Genomic DNA, 15,311 nt, shown 5'->3' with positions numbered 1-15,311 from the left:
AAAGACACCGTCTTTTTGGAACAAGTCTTCCTTGGAAGGCTTGTTCTTATTTTCCTAAAAAGCCAGTATGTCTGATTTTTGATATAATATTAGAAAGGAAGAAAGTAGGTAAAGGCATATGAAAATAACAACTTTAGGTTCTTGGGGTGGTTACCCTTTTCAAAATCAGGGAACAACCTCCTATCTCTTAACAGGTCATGATGGTTTTCAATTGTTAATGGATTGTGGCAGTCGTGCCCTAAATGAATTGGAAAAAATCATCAATCCCTTGGACTTAGATGCGGTTTTAATTAGTCATTATCACCCTGACCATGTTGCTGATTTAGGTGTTTTACGCCATTACCGCCAACTCTATCCAAAGTATTTATGTGAGGCTAAAGTTTTACCTATTTATGCTCATGATGAGGATAAGGAAGAATTTGCTAAATTAAGTTTACCAGATGTCTCAGTTGGTGTTGCCTACGATGTCCATGGGTCTCAATCAATTGGTCCCTTTGATATTGCTTTTATCAAAACAGTTCATCCGGTTATTTGTTACGCTTTTCGAATTGTTGAGAGAAAGACTGGTCAAGTCCTTGTCTTTACTGCCGATACGGGATATTTCGAGGATATGACCACTTTTGCGCAAGATGCGGATCTCTTTTTAGCAGACGTCTATCTTTATGAGGGTAATGAAAATCATTTTGCCCATTTAACCTCTAAAGAAGCAGGGCTAATGGCTCAGGCTGCTGGAGTTAAGAAACTTGTTCTAACCCACATGCCCCCTGTCCCTCCGCAAGGGATTGACCCAAAACGTCATTTGGAAATTTTAAAAGAAGAAACCCAAAAGTATGCAGGTCAAATTCCTGTTGAATTAGCCTTTCCTCAGCTATCTTGGGACTTAGGAAGTTTGGAGTAATGAAATTTAGTCAGGAAGAAAAAGAATACTTTATGAGGCAGGCCTTGTTGGAGGCAGAAAAATCTTTAGCTAAGGCGGAGATTCCAATTGGCTGTGTTATTGTCAAGGATAAGGAAATTATTGGTCGTGGCCATAATGCGCGTGAGGAGCTTAATCAAGCCATTATGCATGCGGAAATCATGGCTATCAATGAGGCTAACGCCTCTGTCGGGAACTGGCGTCTTCTGGATAGCACTTTATTTGTGACCATTGAACCTTGTGTCATGTGTAGTGGCGCTATTGGTTTAGCTAGAATACCTCAGGTCATCTTTGGAGCTGCTAATCAAAAATTTGGTGGAGCGGGAAGTCTCTATCAGATTCTGACAGATGAACGTCTTAATCATCGGGTTGACCTGGAAACTGGGATTTTAGAAGCTGAATGTGCTCAAATTATGCAAGATTTTTTCCGTCAGGGACGCTTGCAAAAGAAGGAAGCAAAAAAACTGGCTAAAGAGGAAGCTAGTCAGAACCTTGCAAATTTATGATTTTATGGTAGAATAATAACTGGAGCAACACTTGTGCGTGAAGTGGGTCAGGGGAGGAATCCAGCAGCCCTAAGCGATTTCAGGTGTGTGCTCTATTTTTTTGTCGAAAAATGGTAAATTTTCAATGATTTTCTTGAAAAGAAAATAACTTTCAGATATTGTGAAAATATCTTCAAAATGATTGAAAAAAAAGAGACAAAGAGTTAATATAGTAGTGAACGCAAAAATTATAAGGGGTACATTATGTCACATATTAAATTTGATTATTCAAAAGTACTAGGACAATTCGTTGCACCGCATGAATTGGACTACATGCAAATGCATGTTTCCGCAGCTGACGCAGCTTTACGTCAAGGTACTGGCCCAGGTGCTGAAATGACTGGTTGGTTGAACCTTCCTGAAGATTACGATAAAGAAGAATTTGCTCGTATTCAAAAAGCAGCAGCTAAAATCCAATCTGATAGCCAAGTTCTTGTCGTTATCGGTATCGGTGGTTCATATTTAGGTGCCCGAGCAGCAATTGACTTCTTGAATCATTCATTCGTTAATTTACAAACAGCTGATGAACGTAAAGCACCACAAATTCTTTATGCTGGAAATTCAATTTCATCAAACTATCTTGCTGACTTAGTAGATTACGTAGCTGACAAAGATTTCTCAGTAAACGTGATTTCAAAATCAGGTACAACAACTGAACCTGCAATTGCTTTCCGTGTTTTCAAAGAATTACTTGTTAAAAAATATGGTAAAGACGAAGCAAATAAACGCATTTATGCAACAACTGATAAAGCTAAAGGAGCTGTTAAAGTTGAAGCTGATGCGAATGGTTGGGAAACTTTCGTTGTTCCAGACAGCGTTGGTGGTCGTTTCACCGTATTAACACCAGTTGGATTACTTCCAATTGCTGCTTCTGGTGCAGATATCACTAAATTGATGGAAGGTGCAAACGCAGCTCGTCAAACTTACACTTCAGATAAAATTTCTGAAAATGAAGCTTACCAATATGCTGTTATCCGTAACATCCTTTACCGTAAAGGCTATGTTACTGAGGTCTTTGCCAACTACGAACCATCTCTTCAATACTTCAGTGAGTGGTGGAAACAATTAGCTGGTGAGTCAGAAGGTAAAGATCAAAAAGGTATTTATCCAACTTCAGCTAACTTCTCAACAGACTTACACTCATTAGGACAATTTATTCAAGAAGGCTACCGTAACCTCTTCGAAACAGTTATCCGTGTTGATAAACCACGTCAAAACATCACAATTCCTACTGAAGAAGCCGATCTTGATGGCTTAGGTTACTTACAAGGAAAAGATGTTGACTTCGTAAACAAAAAAGCCACTGACGGTGTTCTTCTTGCCCACACAGATGGTGGCGTTCCAAACACGCACTTGACTATTCCTAGCCAAGATGAGTTCACTCTTGGATACACAATCTACTTTTTCGAAATTGCTATTGCTTTATCAGGTTACTTAAATGGTGTTAACCCATTTGACCAACCAGGTGTAGAAGCATACAAGAAAAACATGTTTGCCCTTTTAGGTAAACCGGGATTTGAAGAACTAGGTGCTGAATTAAACGCACGCCTATAATGTTGACTAGATAAGCCCCAATCGGGGCTTTTTTTTTATTAGTATAGTAAATTTTTAAAATCTAGAAAAATGACTGTCTTAATTATTAGTTGTAAACGTTTTATAATAGAGTCGCAAAATAATTTGAAGGAGAGTTATTATGACAGACTGGTTAAACATATCAGGAAAAACCGTAGTCGTTACGGGTGCCTCATCTGGGATAGGTAAAGCTATCGTAGAAGAACTATTAGAGCTGGATGTTAAAGTTGCTAATTTTGACATTCAAGATAATGGCTTAAAACATGACAATTTACTTTTTGTTCAGGTAGATGTAACGTCTCGTGAACAAGTTGAGGCTGCGGTAAGTCAAGTTGTTGAACAATTTGGAACTATTGATGCATTAGTTAATAATGCAGGTATTAATGTTCCTCGTTTGCTAATTGATCCTAAGGATCCTCATGGAAAGTATGAACTTGATGATGAAACTTTTGAAAAAATTACCATGATTAATCAAAAAGGTCTGTATTTAGTTAGTCAATCAGTAGGAAGAATTCTAGTTGAAAAACAATCTGGTGTCATTATTAACATGGCGTCTGAAGCAGGATTGGAAGGTTCAGAAGGACAAAGTGCTTATGCGGCAACAAAGGCTGCTGTATATAGCTACACGCGTTCTTGGGCTAAAGAACTTGGTAAACATGGGGTTCGTGTCGTTGGTATTGCACCTGGTATTATGGAAGCGACAGGTTTGCGCACATTGGCATATGAGGAAGCGTTAGGCTATACTAGAAATAAAACTGTTGAACAAATTAGAGAAGGCTATTCATCCACAAGTACAACACCATTAGGTAGAAGTGGAAAACTCAGTGAAGTTGCTGATCTGGTAGCCTATTATATTTCAGATCGTTCAAGCTATATTACTGGAATTACAACAAATGTGGCAGGTGGTAAGACTAGAGGATAGTAATAGATAAGGAAGTGAATAGTGACGTTAGTAAATCGATGGTATCAAATAATAGAGCCTTTAGTTGCACAACACGAAGTGGACATTGATACTTTGAAAACTGCTCTTAATATTAGCAATCAAACGTTGATGAAGAGTATCGACCAATTAAACGATTTGTTAGATGACGACATTAGAATCATTCAAAAACAAAATAAACTTCAAATGCAAGTCTTTGATTATACAAGATTAGAGACAGTACTTTCTGGTAGTTTAAGAAAACAGAGTGACTTTAATTCGTCCAGTAAGCGCGTTGCCTATTTAATCAAAAAACTAATAAATTGCAAAAACTCATTAACGATCGATGAACTTGCTGAGGAAGTTGGCGTTAGTAGGGGGACTTTAAATAAAGACTTAAAAGTTGTTAAAAGAATAGCTCAAGATTATTCTGTTTCTGTTGTTGGCAAACCAAATCATGGCATTGAAATAAATGGAGATGAACATAATTTAAGGTTGCTTTATATTCATCAAGTATTTAATTACTTCGATGGGAACACCTTGAAATATGAGACAATCGTATTTTTGGACAAGCTTTATAAAGACTTGAAACTTCCTCATAAAATACAGGAATTACTATCAAAAACCTTAGCTATTACAATTGCTAGAGTAAGTAAAGGTAATTATGTGGATTATCCAATTATTTATTACAGCCACGAAGTTCAAATGACTTCTTTTATTGAGGAGCTTGTCTATCACATAGAACTAACCTATCAGATCTCGCTAAGTTTTTTTGAACGTCAGTTTATTGCCTTTCCCTTGAATATCCAGTACATTGATGGACTGGAATATGAAAGTATAAAAGATGAAAAACTTTATGATATTTATCTTCAGATGATTTCTCGAGTTAAAGAAACATTACTTGTAAATTTTGAGAAAGATCAATTATATCAAGAGCTTGAAACACATTTTAAGTTTTTAATAAATAGACTTATATTTCATATTCAAGCTAACGATATTTTTCATGGAGAGATAAAAAACAAATACCCTCTAGCATTTGAAATGGCAAATGTGGCAACAGAAGTCTTATCAGAAATTTTTGGTTATTCTGTTCAGCCTTCAGAAAAGAGTTATTTAGCATTATATTTTGAAATGATGATGCGGGATAAAGAAGCACAAACAGAAATAGGTTCGAAAAAGATTGCGGTTGTTTGTACAACTGGAAGAGGAACAGCAAATATGATTTGCCGGCGCTTAATGAGCGTTCTTGGTAGAGATATTGAAATTGAACAATTTTCAGAAGAGCAATTTTGTCCTGAACAAAATGACCATTATTTTGCTATTTTCACAACAATCCCACTAAAATTTGGACAACTAAAATCTCCTGTTGTTCAAATAACAAATTTATTTGATGATCAATGGTTACAAAATGAATGGCAAAAATTACAATTCTACCATCAAAAGAATTTAGTATCAACAGCATTACATTTTGTTAGATTGTCTCCAAAGGAAAATTATCAAGATTATCTTCTAGAAATGACTAACTATCTTTCAGAAAAGAAACTTGTTGATGAGGGTTTTGAGCAACGCATCATTAGTCGCGAAAAGCAACAATCAACAATATTCGGTAATCGCATTGCTTTTCCTCATACCATTAATCAAATAGATACAAAAACAATTTTACTTTTAGGTATTTTAGAAAAAGTCCATCAAGAGGATGATAATCAGGTTGAATTTATCTTCATGGTTGCTATCCCGAATCGAGTAGAGAGTCAAATAGAAGCTGATCTCATTGAGTTATATGATGACATTTTTCGTGTTGCAAGTAATGATGAGTTAAAAGAAGCTATCCGTAAGGTAATCGACGAAGAAGATTTTATAGAACTAACGAAAGAAAAAGGAATATTTTAATGGATAGAGTTATTATTTTTGCAATAATTATTATTATTGCATATCTTGTTCAAATTCTTTTAGGTTTGCGCCAACTGAAACACTTCAATCAGGTCTATTCAGTTATGAGAAAAAAAGGAAGAGTGGCTATTGGTAGAAGGTCAGGGAAAATCAAATCAGGTACTATTGTTATGTTAGCGATCGATGAGAAAGGTTTAGTTTTGGACGCTCAAAAAATGCAAGGTGTAACAGTAGCTGCAAAATTCCAGCAAATGCCGCAATTTATTAATCAAGACATACACTATCTAGACTCTTATAATTCCTTAGTTCGCAAAGAAAATAGACTTCTTCAAATCGCAATTGAAGATGCAAGAGATTTATTTGTTAGAACTGAAGCAGGTTCATACCAAGAAGTAACAAAATATGCGTCTGCTTTTGATATTGATTTTCACGTTAAAAACTTAGTTTCAAGATTCAAAATTCAAAAAAATAAATTTTAAAGGAGTAAAATAATATGGAATACATCACTAAATTTGCTGAAGGCTTTATGAAACTCTTCCAATTAGGGGGCGAGACCTTTGTCAGTTGGATGACAGGAATTGTACCAGTAGTCTTAATGTTATTAGTAGCAATGAATGCCCTTATTGCACTGCTTGGTGAAGATAAAGTTAATAAATTAGCTCAAATCTCAGCGAAAAACCCAGTTAGCCGATATATGATTCTTCCATTTATCTCAGCATTTATGCTAGGGAATCCGATGGCCATTAGTATGGGTCGATTTATGCCGGAGTACTATAAACCAAGTTATGTTGCCTCTCAAATGCAATTTTGTCATACATCAAATGGAGTCTTTCCACATATCAATCCAGGTGAACTTTTTGTTTGGATGGGAATTGCATCAGGAATAAAAACACTTGGACTTAGCCAAATGGACCTTGCCATCCGTTATATGTTAGTTGGTTTAATTATGAATTTTGTCAGTGGCTGGGTAACTGATTTTACTACAGCTTACGTTTCAAAACAACAAGGTGTTACATTAAGTAAGACATTAGATTAATTGATAAAAGACAGAAAGTGAGAATGAAGATGACATATCAAAGTATCAAAGTTGTAAAAGGTAGTGGTGGTTTTGGTGGACCTCTCGTTATTACACCAACAGAAGAAAAACATAAATTTATTTATATCACCGGAGGTGGAGAAAAACCTGAAATCGTTGATAAAATCTCAGCTTTGACTGGCATGGAAGCCGTTAATGGCTTCAAAACTTCAATTCCAGATGAAGAAATTGCTTTAGCAATTGTTGACTGTGGAGGAACATTACGCTGTGGAATTTATCCTAAAAAAGGTATCCCAACAATCAATGTAGTTCCTACTGGTAAGAGTGGGCCTCTTGCGCAATATATTACGGAAGATATTTATGTATCAGCAGTTGGCCTTAATCAAATTGAAGCTACCGATGATTCAGTAGTGGTAAGTCAAAATAACCTGAACCAAGCTAAAACAACAAGTTATGATACAAGCAAGAAAATTACTGAGCAACGTGCACAATCTAGTTTTATTGCCCGTATTGGTATGGGTGCTGGTAAAGTGGTTGCGACCTTTAATCAGGCAGCTCGTGAAGCTATTCAAACTTTGCTTAACACTATTTTGCCCTTTATGGCTTTTGTATCCTTATTAATCGGATTTATTCAAGGTTCTGGTATTGGGAATTGGTTAGCTAAATTGATGGTACCATTAGCTGGAAATATTTGGGGATTAGTTATTATTGGTTTCATCTGTTCGTTACCATTCTTATCTCCATTATTAGGACCAGGAGCAGTTATCTCACAGATCATTGGAACTTTGATTGGGGTTGAAATTGGTAAAGGTACCATTCCTCCACAAATGGCATTACCAGCACTTTTTGCCATCAATACGCAAAATGGATGTGACTTTATACCAGTAGCTCTGGGTTTATCAGAAGCTAAATCTGAAACAGTTGAAGTTGGAGTACCTTCAGTTCTTTATTCACGCTTTTTGAATGGGGTACCTAGAGTTATTGTTGCTTGGATTGCAAGTATTGGATTATATCAATAAAGAAAAAATTTAGAAATAGGGGTTATATAAATGGTAAAAATATTTGAAACTAAAATTGTCGCTGTTGGACCAGAAGCAGAAGAAATGATCAATGGTGCAAATATGCTTATTCTTTTCGGACATGGAGCTCCTGCTGATTTAGCAGAATATTGTTTTACAATTGATAATAAAAATCTTAATGATGATATTATGAGTGGCGGACGTTTAAAAATTGATGATTTAGAATTCACAATAACTGCTGTAGGTAATCTTGTCAACAAAAACTTGAGTAACCTAGGTCACATCACTATAACTTTTGATGGTTCAAGTCAAGCTTCTTTACCAGGGACCTTACATGTTGATGGCAATAGAGGACCAGTTATTAGTGAAGGTAGTATTGTTTCTTTTTGGAATTAAATGTAACGTTACCATTTAGTATTTACCCTCCTAATTTATTTAAAGCCCCCAAACGGGTTTTTTTTGTCCTTAAAAAATAATTCTAAAACTTAGCCAATTTTCTGAAAATTTGTTATAATAGATAAAAGTCCAAGGGAGAATCACTATGACAGTAGAAAAAATGTCAGCACAAGAAATTATTGCATTTATTGGAAATGCAGAGAAAAAAACACCTGTAAAGGTAACCTATCAAGGTCAGTTGGCTGAATGGGTACCGAATTCTGTACTTAAGCTGGGCAATGTTCTCTTTGGTGACTGGAAAGATATTGCGCCTTTGCTAGTTGGCTTAGAAGAAAATGCTGATTATGTGGTGGAGCAAGATGCTCGTAATTCGGCTGTTCCACTTTTGGACAAACGTGAATTGAACGCTCGAATTGAACCGGGTGCTATTATTCGTGACCAAGTCAGCATTGGTGATAATGCCGTTATTATGATGGGTGCTATCCTCAATATTGGTGCTGAAGTTGGCTCTGGGACAATGATCGATATGGGAGCTATCCTTGGGGGTCGTGCTACGGTTGGTAAAAATAGTCACATCGGGGCTGGAGCTGTCCTAGCTGGTGTTATTGAACCAGCAAGTGCGGAACCTGTTAGAATTGGCGATAACGTCTTAATTGGTGCCAACGCTGTTGTTATTGAAGGTGTTCATGTTGGTAATGGTTCAGTTGTTGCTGCAGGGGCAATTGTAACGCAAAATGTTCCTGAAAATGTTGTGGTTGGTGGTGTGCCAGCGCGTATTATTAAAGAAATTGATGCCCAAACACAACAAAAAACGGCCTTGGAAGAAGCCTTGCGTTTAATCTAATTTTTGAAATCGGTGATTAATCCCGTGCTTAGCACGGGATTTTCTATTAAGGAGATGTTATGTTAGACCTTGTACAGATTAGAAGAGACCTTCATCAAATACCGGAAATCGGCTTGCAGGAATTTAAGACTCAGGCTTATCTTTTAAAACGCATTCAGGAGCTCTGCCAAGGGGATGAATGCATCAGTGTGAAAACTTGGCGGACTGGGATTTTAGTCTTCTTGAAAGGCTCTGCCCCGGAGAAAACCATTGCTTGGCGGACAGATATTGATGGTCTGCCGATTTTGGAAGAAACTGGCTTGCCATTTTCCAGTAGCCATAAAGGCTTTATGCATGCTTGTGGTCATGATATGCATATGACTCTTGCACTTGCTCTCTTGGAAGAGGCACTAAAGCTTGAGCGAAAGAACAATTTGCTTTTTATTTTTCAACCCGCTGAGGAAAACGAGGCGGGAGGTATGCTTATGTATCAAGATGGTGCTTTGGATGAGTATCAGATTGATGAAGTCTATGCTTGTCATGTGCGTCCTGATTTGCCTGTTGGTACGATTGCTACCAATCGGAGCACTCTTTTTGCTGGAACCTGTGAGGTTTTTTTGACATTTAAGGGTAAAGGCGGGCATGCTGCCTTTCCTAATCAGGCTAACGATGCTCTTGTGGCTGCAGCTTATTTCATTACGCAGGTGCAAACCATCGTTTCTCGTAATGTTGACCCAATTGAGGGTGCTGTTGTCACTTTTGGTTCTTTACATGCGGGAACAACGAATAATGTGATTGCGGCTGAGTCTAAATTGCATGGGACTATTAGAACCTTATCACAAGAGATGAACCTGCTAACCCAAAAGCGCTTGAAGAGTATCGCTGAAGGAATCGCAGCTAGTTTTGATTTGGAAGTTGATTTGCGACTTAAACAAGGAGGTTATTTACCTGTTGAAAATAATCCTACTTTAGCTGGTGAGTTGATGACCTTTTTTACGGATAGAGAAGGGGTAGAATTGATTGATTGTCAGCCAGCTATGACTGGTGAAGATTTTGGCTTTCTCCTTCATCAGATTCCTGGTGTTATCTTTTGGTTAGGTGTAGAGACAGCTTTTCCCCTCCATCACCCACAAATGACTCCTGATGAAAGAGTTCTAGCATTTGCACCGAAAGAAATTGCTGCATTTTTGGCAAGTCGACTCCATTAAAAAGACCAGCGGGTCTTTTTTTTTTACTGTAAAAAAGTAGCTCCAAAGGAGCTACCAAAGAGATTTATGAAAAGGATAAATAAGAAAACCTATTTACCCTAACGGTTTAGGAGACCGTTATTTAGGATAGTTTTATTATAGAGGTTCTAGCTTAAAGATTTCTTAATTGAGCTTCCATTTTTTCTTGTTGGTTCAATTTTTTGAGTAAGATCAGGCTTGAAGGGATTAAGATGATGACAGCTCCAATCCAAGCTGCTGGGCTAGCCCAAGCAATTCCAACGAAGCCGAAATAAATGAGTCCGACGATGGCGACTCCTGCTCTGAGGACTAACTCCATAATACCTGCTAAGGTTGGGACAAAGCCGTAGCCTAATCCTTGAATAAAGGAACGCAGGATGAAGAGGTTGGCCAAAATCCAGTAACAGCCACCATTAATCATGTAATAAATAAGGGCTAATCGGAAGACTTCAGGATTTGCATCAGCGATAAATAATCCTGAGAAGAAACGGTGACAGCTGACTAACAAGATGGCGAAAAGAATGGACCATGCAATACAGATTAAGAGGGAACCTTTGAGACCCTGACGAATTCTAGCATATTCTTTTGCTCCGTAATTCTGGGCAGTAAAGGTTGAGATGGCTAAGCCCAGGTTAATCATGGGTAGCATTGCCAGTTGATCGGTTTTGCTAGCGATGGCCTGTGCTGCGATAGCATCTGTTCCCAACTTATTAATGGTAATTTGGAGGGTGATGGCTCCAATGGCGATAATGCTAGCTTGGAAGCCCATGGGAAATCCCAGGTGGGCGTGGTTGCGCAAGTGATTGGAATCTAAATGCAAGTCTTTACGACTGATGTGGAAATAAGGGATGTACTTTTGAATATAAACCGCTAAGTAAAGGACGGAAAAGGCTTGGGCGATGATGGTCGCAATACCTGCTCCTAAAACGCCCATTTTCAAGTAAAGGATAAAGAAAAATTCCAAGAGAATATTGAGAAGGCTGGCAATGATAAGGGCAACCAGGGGTGTTTTGGAGTTTCCTAAACTACGGATGGCACTGGAAAGGTAATTGAAGAGGATGGTGAAGACCAGGCCACCGAAAATAGCCAGTAAGAAATCGTAGGCATCTTGGATTAAGTGCTCAGGCGTTTGCATCAATACTAGGAGTTGTCGTAGAAAGATGAGGGAGATAACACTTAGAACAAGGCTGACCACAATAGAATAAAAGAGGCCATGGACAAAGCTTTTCTTAACCCCTTCAAAATCTTGGGCACCATAGAGTTGTGAGGTGACAATGGTTAAACCTGAGGTCAACCCCATGGCAAAACCGATAATCAGAAAGGTCAAACTTCCGGTTGCTCCAACACTGGCAAAGGCGTTCTGCCCTAAAGTATGTCCAACGATAATGCTGTCGGCAAAGTTGTATGTGAGCTGAAAAAAAACTCCCAATTAAGAGAGGAATGGTAAAAGCTAAAATGACAGTTAGGGGATTTCCTTTGGTTAAATTTTGCATGTTTTTCTCCGTGAATTCAGTTACCTTTCCATTCTACCTTTTGTTTTCTTAAATTTCAATACAGTTTAGAAGCATCAGGAAAAGGAAAAAATGTGTTAAAATAGGCCTATGTTAAAAAAAGAAATTCGAAATCAGATTATTCAAGAGATGAAATCTCTGGATAAAACAGAAAAAGCTGAAAAAGATTTAGCCCTACTAGAGGAATTACGAGCAAGTCAGGATTATCAAAGTGCTAAGGTGATTGCGACTTATCTGCCAATGCCCCATGAATACAAAACAGGTCTCCTGATTAAGCAGGCTCTAGCTGATGGCAAGCAGGTAGTGATTCCCAAAACTTATCCTAAAGGTAAAATGATTTTTGTAGCCTACGACCCTAAAAATTTGGAGCGGACGAACTTTGGACTTTTGGAACCCAAAAGTGAAGATGAGGTAGCTAAAAATCAGATTGACCTGATTCATGTCCCAGGAGTTGCTTTTAACGAGGCAGGTTTCCGTATTGGCTATGGGGCTGGTTATTATGATCGTTACCTAGCAGACTTTCAAGGAGCAACTGTCTCTACCATTTACGACTGTCAAAAGGCTGAGTTCCAAGAAGAAACTCATGATGTCGCGGTTCAGGAGGTCTTGATGAAATGACCTACAACCTTAAGAAAAGTCCTGTCACCTTCTTTTTCCTAGCCATCACAGTTCTGGTTTTCCTGGCAATGCAAGTTTATTATGGGTCGGTTGCAAGCTCTCCTCAGGCAGTTTTTAACTTTGGTGGTATGCTTGGTTTGGTAGTGAAAGCTGCGCCTAGTCAGGCCTGGCGTCTCATTACACCAATCTTTGTTCATATTGGTTGGCAACATTTTTTTGTTAATGGATTGACCCTTTTCTATGTTGGTCAACTAGCTGAGCAAGTTTGGGGTTCGAAAAATTTCTTCTTACTTTACCTATTATCAGGTTTTATGGGTAATCTCTTAACCTTGCTAGTGACGCCAGGAGTGGTTGCCGCAGGCGCGTCCACATCCTTATTTGGGATCTTTGCAGCCTTAGTCGTTCTTGGAATCTTTAGTAGAAACCATAGTTTAAAGGCCTTTGGCAAGACTTATCTGACCTTGATTATTCTCAATTTGGTCATGACTGTATTCATGCCTAATGTTAGTTTAGTAGGACACCTAGGTGGGGTTCTTGGTGGTGCTTTAGCAGCAATCTTCCTCACGAATCAGGTTGATCAGGCCTTATTTTCCCCTAGAAAAAGACAAGTGGCTTTCCTAATTTTTGGGGTTCTATCATTAGCCATTTTAATAGTAACTTTTATGTAAGAATAGAAAAAACGCAACTACAGGAAAGTAGTGCGTTTTTCTTTTTATTTTGTTTCTTTTGTCTTTTCAGTTTCTTTTTTCGTGTCAGCTTCGAGTGCTTTACCCAATTGGATGATATAGTCTTTGAGGTCATCTTTAACCTGTTCATGTTTGAGAGCATAATCAATGGAAGTTTTCATGAAGCCGAATTTGTCCCCGACGTCATATCGCTTACCAGTAAATTCACGAGCAAATACTCTTTGGGTTTTGTTCAGAGTATCGATAGCATCTGTTAATTGCACTTCGTTACCGGCACCTGGAGCTTGGTTTTCAAGTAAATCAAAAATTTCTGGTGTTAAGAGGTAACGACCGATAATCGCAAGGTCACTAGGTGCATCTTCAGGTTTTGGTTTTTCCACAAAAGTATCAACACTGTATAAACCATTAACGGATTTGCTATGAGGGGCAATGACGCCATAATTAGAGACTTCTGAATGTGGGACTTTCATGACGGCTATAGTTGAGGCATGTGTTGTTTCATAATCGTCCATCAATTGTTTTGTTAAGGGAACAGCTGAGCTATCAGTAATATCCATTAAATCATCACCTAACATGACGATGAAAGGTTCATTTCCGACAAAAGCTTTGGCTTGTAAAACAGCGTCGCCAAGACCACGTGGATGACTTTGACGGATAAAGTGCAGATTGATTGAAGTGGTTTCGTTGACCAGTTTTAAGAGTTCAGTCTTACTCTTAGCTTTTAAATTGTATTCTAACTCAAAGTTAGAGTCAAAGTGGTCTTCGATGGAACGTTTAGCTTTACCAGTAACGATTAAAATCTCTTCAATACCAGATTTCAAAGCCTCTTCAACGATAAATTGAATGGTTGGTTTATCCACAATTGGTAACATTTCTTTGGCAAGAGCCTTTGTAGCTGGTAAAAAGCGAGTTCCAAGACCAGCAGCAGGGATGATAGCTTTTCTTACTTTTGTCATTTAATTCTCCTAGTACCGATTAAATTAATGCCATTCGTTTTCAGATTTAAACTCGTTGGACATCATGCCTAGAATGCTTTCTTTAACACCAGCACCTTCATAAATAGATTTATAAATAGCCGTTGTGATTGGCATGTAGACACCAAGTTCTTGAGCAATCTCGTAAGCAACTTTAGTAGTTGAAATACCTTCGATAACCATACCCATGTTGCGTTCGATGTCTTCTAATTTTTCACCGCGACCAAGGGCATCACCAGCGCGCCAGTTACGTGAGTGTACGGAAGTTCCGGTAACAATCAAATCGCCAACACCTGATAAACCACTGTATGTCAATGGGTCAGCACCAAGCTTAACTCCAAGACGTGTGATTTCAGCTAAGCCACGTGTGATAACAGCGGCTTTAGCGTTATCCCCATAGCCAAGGCCATGAAGGGCACCTGCACCGACTGCAATAATATTTTTAAGCGCTCCAGCAGTTTCAACACCGATCACATCACTATTAGTATAGAGACGGAAATAACTATTGCTAAAGAGGGCCTGCACATATTTTGCTGCTTCTAAATCCTGTGATGCGGCAGTAATCAAGGTAATATCACGAACAATTGTTTCTTCTGCATGACTTGGTCCTGAAACAACAACGATTTCGCTTCTTAAGTCAGCTGGTACTTCTTCAGAGATAACAGTTGAAAGACGTTCATGGCTACCAGGTTCTAAACCTTTTGATGCGTGCATCATAACAACTTTATGATCTAAGGTTTGAGCCACTTGTTTAGCGACTAAACGAGTTACCTTTGTTGGAACAACGAAGAGAACAGCTTGAACACCCTCAAGGGCTTCTTTTAAATCTGTTGTCGCTTTAATTTTTTCATCAATTACAATATCTTTAAAATAGCGTGTATTTGTATGTTTGCTATTGATTTCATCGATTTGTTCTTGCGAGTCACCCCAAAGGCAAACTTGATGGCCGTTATCGTTTAAGACTTGGGCAAGTGCAGTACCCCATGAACCAGGGCCTAAAATAGCAATTTTTTCTTTTGTCATTTCTAATCTCCTTTAAGAGTCATCACTTCATTATATCATAAGAGCTAGTATTACTCTATTAGAAATGGTTAGTCTCAGCCTTAAGTATAAGCTATGATAAGGCTATCATGTCATTTATGAAAAAAGAAAATTGAAATTTTCAGAAAAAATCATATTC

Annotated in this window: 15 protein-coding genes, 1 other RNA gene and 1 pseudogene; 14 read left to right on the top strand and 3 right to left on the bottom strand. The window is 38.1% G+C overall.

Annotation, left to right across the window (positions count from 1 at the left end; translation table 11 throughout):
• Positions 1 to 118 precede the first annotated feature (118 nt).
• The 12 genes from A9Q68_RS07510 (at position 119) to A9Q68_RS07455 (ending at position 10,324) form a co-directional block, all read left to right on the top strand.
• The gene (locus A9Q68_RS07510) at positions 119 to 898 is read left to right on the top strand and encodes an MBL fold metallo-hydrolase (RefSeq protein WP_071794074.1); all 780 of its coding nucleotides are present in this window, start codon (positions 119 to 121) and stop codon (positions 896 to 898) included.
• The gene (gene tadA, locus A9Q68_RS07505) at positions 898 to 1,422 is read left to right on the top strand and encodes a tRNA adenosine(34) deaminase TadA (protein ID WP_071794072.1); all 525 of its coding nucleotides are present in this window, start codon (positions 898 to 900) and stop codon (positions 1,420 to 1,422) included. The genes A9Q68_RS07510 and tadA overlap by 1 nt, the downstream gene beginning before the upstream one ends.
• An 11-nt stretch (positions 1,423 to 1,433) precedes the next feature.
• Positions 1,434 to 1,530, top strand: an RNA gene (ffs, locus tag A9Q68_RS07500) — signal recognition particle sRNA small type.
• 135 nt (positions 1,531 to 1,665) lie between these two features.
• Complete coding sequence (locus A9Q68_RS07495) at positions 1,666 to 3,015, top strand: glucose-6-phosphate isomerase (protein ID WP_071794070.1); 1,350 nt, start codon at positions 1,666 to 1,668, stop codon at positions 3,013 to 3,015.
• Positions 3,016 to 3,154: 139 nt separating this feature from the next.
• The gene (locus tag A9Q68_RS07490) at positions 3,155 to 3,955 is read left to right on the top strand and encodes an SDR family oxidoreductase (RefSeq protein ID WP_071794068.1); all 801 of its coding nucleotides are present in this window, start codon (positions 3,155 to 3,157) and stop codon (positions 3,953 to 3,955) included.
• Positions 3,956 to 3,976: 21 nt separating this feature from the next.
• Positions 3,977 to 5,842 (top strand): BglG family transcription antiterminator, encoded by a 1,866-nt coding sequence (locus A9Q68_RS07485; protein ID WP_071794066.1) that lies wholly within the window; start codon positions 3,977 to 3,979, stop codon positions 5,840 to 5,842.
• Positions 5,842 to 6,321, top strand: a complete 480-nt coding sequence (locus A9Q68_RS07480; RefSeq protein ID WP_071794064.1) for a transcriptional regulator GutM — start codon at positions 5,842 to 5,844, stop codon at positions 6,319 to 6,321. The genes A9Q68_RS07485 and A9Q68_RS07480 overlap by 1 nt, the downstream gene beginning before the upstream one ends.
• A 14-nt stretch (positions 6,322 to 6,335) precedes the next feature.
• Entirely contained in the window at positions 6,336 to 6,878 is a 543-nt protein-coding gene (gene srlA / locus A9Q68_RS07475) for a PTS glucitol/sorbitol transporter subunit IIC (RefSeq protein ID WP_071794062.1), read from the top strand.
• A gap of 29 nt (positions 6,879 to 6,907) precedes the next feature.
• A complete protein-coding gene (gene srlE, locus A9Q68_RS07470; RefSeq protein ID WP_071794060.1) occupies positions 6,908 to 7,897 on the top strand; it encodes a PTS glucitol/sorbitol transporter subunit IIB in 990 nt (329 codons plus the stop codon).
• A 30-nt stretch (positions 7,898 to 7,927) separates the two neighbouring features.
• Complete coding sequence (locus A9Q68_RS07465; RefSeq protein WP_071794058.1) at positions 7,928 to 8,293, top strand: PTS glucitol/sorbitol transporter subunit IIA; 366 nt, start codon at positions 7,928 to 7,930, stop codon at positions 8,291 to 8,293.
• A 145-nt stretch (positions 8,294 to 8,438) separates the two neighbouring features.
• Positions 8,439 to 9,137 (top strand): 2,3,4,5-tetrahydropyridine-2,6-dicarboxylate N-acetyltransferase, encoded by a 699-nt coding sequence (gene dapD, locus A9Q68_RS07460; protein WP_071794056.1) that lies wholly within the window; start codon positions 8,439 to 8,441, stop codon positions 9,135 to 9,137.
• A 59-nt stretch (positions 9,138 to 9,196) separates the two neighbouring features.
• Positions 9,197 to 10,324 (top strand): N-acetyldiaminopimelate deacetylase, encoded by a 1,128-nt coding sequence (locus A9Q68_RS07455; protein WP_071794054.1) that lies wholly within the window; start codon positions 9,197 to 9,199, stop codon positions 10,322 to 10,324.
• A gap of 151 nt (positions 10,325 to 10,475) precedes the next feature.
• Here A9Q68_RS07455 and A9Q68_RS07450 read toward each other — a convergent pair.
• Positions 10,476 to 11,835 (bottom strand): annotated as a pseudogene (locus tag A9Q68_RS07450) (MATE family efflux transporter).
• 108 nt (positions 11,836 to 11,943) lie between these two features.
• Between A9Q68_RS07450 and A9Q68_RS07445 the strand changes: the two are divergent.
• Positions 11,944 to 12,471 (top strand): 5-formyltetrahydrofolate cyclo-ligase, encoded by a 528-nt coding sequence (locus A9Q68_RS07445; protein WP_071794053.1) that lies wholly within the window; start codon positions 11,944 to 11,946, stop codon positions 12,469 to 12,471.
• Entirely contained in the window at positions 12,468 to 13,139 is a 672-nt protein-coding gene (locus A9Q68_RS07440) for a rhomboid family intramembrane serine protease (RefSeq protein WP_071794052.1), read from the top strand. The genes A9Q68_RS07445 and A9Q68_RS07440 overlap by 4 nt, the downstream gene beginning before the upstream one ends.
• Before the next feature lie 44 nt (positions 13,140 to 13,183).
• On the opposite strand, the gene galU is transcribed toward A9Q68_RS07440, so the two are convergent.
• Together galU and A9Q68_RS07430 are read right to left on the bottom strand one after the other, a co-directional pair.
• Entirely contained in the window at positions 13,184 to 14,113 is a 930-nt protein-coding gene (gene galU, locus A9Q68_RS07435; RefSeq protein WP_071794051.1) for a UTP--glucose-1-phosphate uridylyltransferase GalU, read from the bottom strand.
• Between the two features lie 24 nt (positions 14,114 to 14,137).
• The gene (locus A9Q68_RS07430; RefSeq protein WP_071794050.1) at positions 14,138 to 15,154 is read right to left on the bottom strand and encodes an NAD(P)H-dependent glycerol-3-phosphate dehydrogenase; all 1,017 of its coding nucleotides are present in this window, start codon (positions 15,152 to 15,154) and stop codon (positions 14,138 to 14,140) included.
• Between the last annotated feature and the right edge of the window lie 157 nt (positions 15,155 to 15,311).

The sequence above is a fragment of the Streptococcus bovimastitidis genome (assembly GCF_001885095.1).
GTDB classification, from domain to species: domain Bacteria; phylum Bacillota; class Bacilli; order Lactobacillales; family Streptococcaceae; genus Streptococcus; species Streptococcus bovimastitidis.
This window is presented reverse-complemented; position numbering and strand designations above follow the sequence as displayed.